The sequence below is a fragment of the Streptomyces marokkonensis genome (genome assembly GCF_039539045.1).
Lineage (GTDB): Bacteria > Actinomycetota > Actinomycetes > Streptomycetales > Streptomycetaceae > Streptomyces > Streptomyces marokkonensis.
Map to the genome: position 1 here is coordinate 1 of NZ_BAABCQ010000261.1, position 4,582 is coordinate 4,582.

The 4,582-nt window shown below is 71.0% G+C and carries 6 protein-coding genes and 1 pseudogene; all 7 read left to right on the top strand.

What is annotated here, in order from left to right; all coding sequences use genetic code 11:
* Positions 1-183: 183 nt before the first annotated feature.
* Positions 184-447 carry a helix-turn-helix transcriptional regulator gene (locus tag ABEA26_RS34140; RefSeq protein WP_345597700.1) on the top strand — a complete coding sequence of 88 codons (264 nt, stop codon included), beginning with the start codon at positions 184-186 and terminating at the stop codon, positions 445-447.
* Between the two features lie 172 nt (positions 448-619).
* Complete coding sequence (locus ABEA26_RS34145) at positions 620-1,471, top strand: DUF6083 domain-containing protein (RefSeq protein ID WP_345597702.1); 852 nt, start codon at positions 620-622, stop codon at positions 1,469-1,471.
* Positions 1,472-1,473: 2 nt separating this feature from the next.
* The gene (locus ABEA26_RS34150) at positions 1,474-1,926 is read left to right on the top strand and encodes a hypothetical protein (RefSeq protein WP_345597704.1); all 453 of its coding nucleotides are present in this window, start codon (positions 1,474-1,476) and stop codon (positions 1,924-1,926) included.
* 25 nt (positions 1,927-1,951) lie between these two features.
* Positions 1,952-3,374: pseudogene (locus ABEA26_RS34155) on the top strand (DEAD/DEAH box helicase).
* 169 nt (positions 3,375-3,543) lie between these two features.
* Entirely contained in the window at positions 3,544-3,945 is a 402-nt protein-coding gene (locus ABEA26_RS34160) for a hypothetical protein (protein ID WP_345597706.1), read from the top strand.
* Positions 3,946-4,057: 112 nt separating this feature from the next.
* Positions 4,058-4,345, top strand: a complete 288-nt coding sequence (locus ABEA26_RS34165) for a helix-turn-helix domain-containing protein (RefSeq protein ID WP_070201824.1) — start codon at positions 4,058-4,060, stop codon at positions 4,343-4,345.
* The coding region (locus ABEA26_RS34170; protein WP_345597709.1) for a helix-turn-helix domain-containing protein at positions 4,342-4,582 on the top strand (241 nt) is incomplete at its 3' end. The genes ABEA26_RS34165 and ABEA26_RS34170, both read left to right, overlap by 4 nt.

The window sequence follows — 4,582 nt, forward strand, 5'->3', positions numbered from 1 at the left end:
ACTCCTCGGTGCACCCGCTTCGGTACTTGCTTGCCACCTGGTGCTACTTCCTCTGGAACCTCAAGATCCCAGTCTCCAGGTGTCCACGATCAAGGGGAAGCTTCACCGCCGACGTCACCCCTTCCCTAGCAAATAGTGCAGAGGGTCTGCACAGGGCAGGGTTCTGCACCGTCGGATGGTGGGGTGACGATCTTGCCGCCCGACCCCGACCTCGCCGCGCTGCGCGTGACGCTCGCGCGCCTGAGGGTCGAGCGCAACTGGACCTTCGACGAACTCGCCCGCCGCAGCGGTCTGGCCCGGCGCACCCTCATCGACCTGGAACACGGCCGCACCATCGGCAGCGTCACCACCTGGCACGCCCTCGCCCACGCCCTCGGCGTCCCCATCGACGAGCTCCTCGGCTCCCTCTGCGCAGACCATGCCCCACCCGGCACGCCGCAACTGTGAACCGCCCGTCAGGCGCCTCCCTCGCCCCGGTGCGACATCACCTGAACAGGCGACCCGTCCTCGATCGCAGGTTCGCTCACTCGTGCGGGCGTTCCCCGGGATTGCGCCATCCGTAGGACACCGTGAGCAGCCGTCCCGGTGCGGCGGCGCGCCGCCTGGCACCTTCACCGCCATGTGCCCCAACTCCACCTCCACCGCATGCCGCTGGGACGGCAGCCCCCGCGACACCCGGCCCCGACGCCCGCTGCGCGTGGCCGCCACCAGCCCCAGCCGCCTGCTGCGCACCGGCCAGAGCGGCCGCTGCCGCGCGTGCGGCAACCCCATCGACTTCTACCAGCGCACAGACCAGCGCCCCATCGCCCTGCACCCCGCCGAACTGGCCGCTGCCCTCGTCCCCGTTTCCTGCCGCTGGCACCTGAGCTGCGGCATCGCCCACCCGCACGGTGACGGCAGCGCCTGGTGCCGCATCCCGCACGCCGTGCTCTGCCCGGCCCGCATCCCGACGCTCCGCCTGACCTCCCACGTCGAGGAGATGCGCCGCCGACTCGGCGTCCGATCCCGCCGCCTGATCGACTCAGGGGATTTCGCCCCGGCCGCGCCGCCCCCGCCCGAGCCGAACGCCAGCAGCGCCCGGCCTGCCCGCCCCGTCGTACAGCTGCTGCTGGGCCGCTGTCTCGCCGACCGGCCGATCGAGGACATTCGGTGTGTGGCCCAGACCCGGCACCGCCGCCGCTGTCCGCTGCCCGTACTGGCTCCCGGCACCCCCAAAGGGATCTGGAAGCTCCTGCCAGCCGGCCCCCAGCGCGGCCAACTCACCCTGCCCACCGGACCGATGGCCGTCTACGACCTCAGCCGCCTGCCGTACGGCGAGCAGCTGCGCTGGCGCACCCAGCACTGCCCCGCCCATGCCGCAGCGCCGAACGCCGCCGACCTCGCCCTGGCCGGATGGCAGGTCTTCGACCCACTCCTGCACGCAGCCCACATCCGCACCCGCCTCCCGCATGCCCCCGGCGACCAGGCGTGACGATGGCGCACCACGCCCTGGAAATCACCCTGACCCGGCCCCTCACCACGGCCGAACTTCAACACGCCGCCCGCACGATGCGGCTCGCCCCCGACCGCGACGCCACCCGGCTCATGACCGTCGTACGCGCCAAGACCCCTCGAAAGGCCATCACCCGACTGCACCGCCAGATCGGCACACGGCTGCCCGTCGACGTCATCACCACGCACTACCCCGACCGAAGCGGCAAGATCCTCCTCAACGTGGCCTTCGCGTCCGCCGCACACACCGCCCTCAGGGCAGCGGCCGACCGAGCAGCACAAACACCCCAGCGCTTCCTGGAGCTGGCCGTTCACCAGGACCTTGCCCAGCACGCCGCCGCCGAGGCCGACCGCCTCGAACGAGCCCTGCAGCACCTGCTTGCCCACACCACACCACCCCAGCCCATCTCATCACGGCCGTCGGGCACTGCCTGACCCGCACCTCCGGAGCCGCGCCGTGCTGAACCCGACCGACGAACAGGCCGCCGCAGCCGACGCCTTCCATGCCGGCGAACACCTGTCCCTGCAAGCCGGCGCGGGCACCGGCAAGACCACCACCCTGACCCAGCTCGCCCACGCCACCCAGCGCCGCGGCCGCTACCTCGCCTACAACCGGGCCATCGCCCAGGACGCCACCAGACGCTTCCCCAAAAGCGTCCTGTGCAAGACCGCCCACGCACTGGCCTACGCCGCCGTCGGCCACCGCTACACCAGCCGCCTGGGCGCCCCCGCCGCCCCGCCTGGCAGACCGGCCAAGCCCTCGGCATCACCAAAGCCATCCGTGTCGGCGACCGCGACCTGTCCCAAAAGACCCTCTCCTATGTCACCCTGCGCACCGTGGCCCGCTTCTGCCACACGGCCGACGCGACGATCACCCGCCACCACGTCCCCCAGCTGCGCGGCCTGGAAGAGCCCAGCCTGCACGCAGAACTCGCCGCCCACCTCGTCCCGTTCGCCCGCAAGGCGTGGCTGGACCTGCAGCACCCCGACGAAGGCGCCGTCCGCTTCGGCCACGACCACTACCTCAAGATCTGGGCCCTCACCCAGCCGAAGATCGACGCCGACTTCCTGCTCCTGGACGAGGCCCAGGACACCATGGTCGGCGACTCCGCCCAGGCCATCTACCACTGGCGCGGCGCCAAAAACGTCATGGCCGGCTTCGACGGCACCCAGCTCGCCCTGTCCCGGTCCTTCCGCTTCGGCCCCCGCCTCGCTGAGGAAGCCAACCGCTGGCTGCACCTGGCCGACGCCCCCATCCGTCTCACCGGCGCCGACGCCGTGCCCACCGAACTCGGCCCGTCACCCGGCCCGACGCGGTCCTGTGCCGTACCAACGTCGGCGCCATGGCCCAGGTCATGGAGCTGCTGTCCGACGGACACCGGGTGGCGCTGGCCGGGGGAGGAGACAGCCTGCGCGCTCTGGCCCTGGCAGCCCGCGACCTCAAAGAAGGACGCCGCACCACCCACCCCGAACTGGTGCTGTTCACCACCTGGGGCGATCTGCAGGACTACGCCGCCTACGACCCCGCCGGCCGCGATCTGCAACCCCTGGTCGACCTGGTCGACACCCACGGCGCGGACGCCATCCTGGCCGCCGTGGCGCATCTCGCGCCCGAAGACCAGGCCGAGGTAACCGTCTCCACCGCGCACAAGGCCAAAGGCCGGGAATGGGCAGAGGTGAAGATCGCCGACGACTTCACCCCACCCTCCGACGGGCTGCCGGACGGCACGGGGCAGGAAACCGTCCGCCGGATCGACGACAAAGAGGCCTGCTTGGCCTACGTAGCCGTCACCCGTACCCGACGCCGCCTCGACATTGGCGGCCTGCCCTGGACCAACGAGCATCCGGAAGGAGCATCGGCCGGTCCTCAGCCACCGCGGTGATGCCCAGGGCGGTTCCGGGCGTTCGGAGCCTCCGCCTGGAATATGCACGGGGAGCAGCGGCACGGAATCGCAAGGGACGGGCGGCTGCCTCTGTCGGTGACGGCGCATGCGAGAAGCCCTCAATGGCAGCCCGCTGTCCACAGGAGGCCCTCGGCAGGCTTCTTGAGCTATGGACACCAGCTCGCCGGGCAACGCACGGCACAACAAGAAGACGCCGCGCTGCGAACACCACGACGCCCTCCTCCAGCCAGAGCAGCGCACCGAGTTCGCGGCCCGGTTCCGGGCCGGCCACCAGGCGCAGATGGCGTTCCTCCTGGCCCACTACGCCGGCAACGCCTCCCTGGTCGCCGCGCTCTTGGGCACTGGAGTGCGTACGGTGCGCCGCCACTGCCGTGGGTGGCCGCCACCGCCCGGGCTCCGGCTGCGCCGGGCCCTGCGCCGCCGTGTCGTGGACCTCGTGTGCCCGCGGTGCCTGTCCGATCGTGCGGTGGAACAGGCGCGCCAGGTGAATCGGGAAGCCCGGCGCGCGACCCGACGGCTTCCACGTGATCCCGGCGGCGTGGATCGCTGACACACCGGGTGCCCGAGAACCTTCAGCTCCCTCTGAAAGCTTTTCTGCATTAGTGATAGTGAAAAGCTGATGTAGATGCGGAAGTTGCATGAAATTCAGGTAAGATGGTGGCATGGGATTGCGCTTGGAGGAGTCGCTGCGGCTGACGGTGGCCGCGTTGATGCAGGTAACGGGTGAATCGCAGCGGTCGGTCGCGGGGGTGCTGGGACTGACGCAGACACAGGTGTCGCGCCGGCAGTCGGGCGCCATCTCCTGGAGCCTCCGCGACGTCGACGTCCTGGCCGAGCACTACGGCATCGGCGCGCTGGACCTCCTGGCGGGTCCGACCAGAGCATGCGAGGCGCTGCCCGCCGACAGGCGGCGTACCGTGCGGACCGAAGCAAGGGGGACGGGCCGGTGAGCGACTTCGACGCGATCGACTCGCTGCTTGACGCCGTCGGCCCTCAGGCCGAACTCCCGCCCTGCCACGTGCGCCGCGAGCTGCGGGAGCGGGCTCGGCTGTCCAAGGCACAGGTGGCACGCGCGCTCGGCGTGAGCCCCTCAACCCTCAGCGGGTGGGAAAGCGGCCGGGACCCGACCGGCGAGATCCGCACCAAATACGCCTACCTGCTGGACGGACTGAACGCCAAGCTCGCCA

Bases quoted from the DNA above. Each gene is read 5' to 3' on its own strand.
- ABEA26_RS34150 (WP_345597704.1), top strand. From the start codon at position 1,474: ATGGCGCACCACGCCCTGGAAATCACCCTGACCCGGCCCCTCACCACG.
- ABEA26_RS34165 (WP_070201824.1), top strand. From the start codon at position 4,058: ATGGGATTGCGCTTGGAGGAGTCGCTGCGGCTGACGGTGGCCGCGTTG.
- ABEA26_RS34145 (WP_345597702.1), top strand. From the start codon at position 620: ATGTGCCCCAACTCCACCTCCACCGCATGCCGCTGGGACGGCAGCCCC.
- ABEA26_RS34160 (WP_345597706.1), top strand. From the start codon at position 3,544: ATGGACACCAGCTCGCCGGGCAACGCACGGCACAACAAGAAGACGCCG.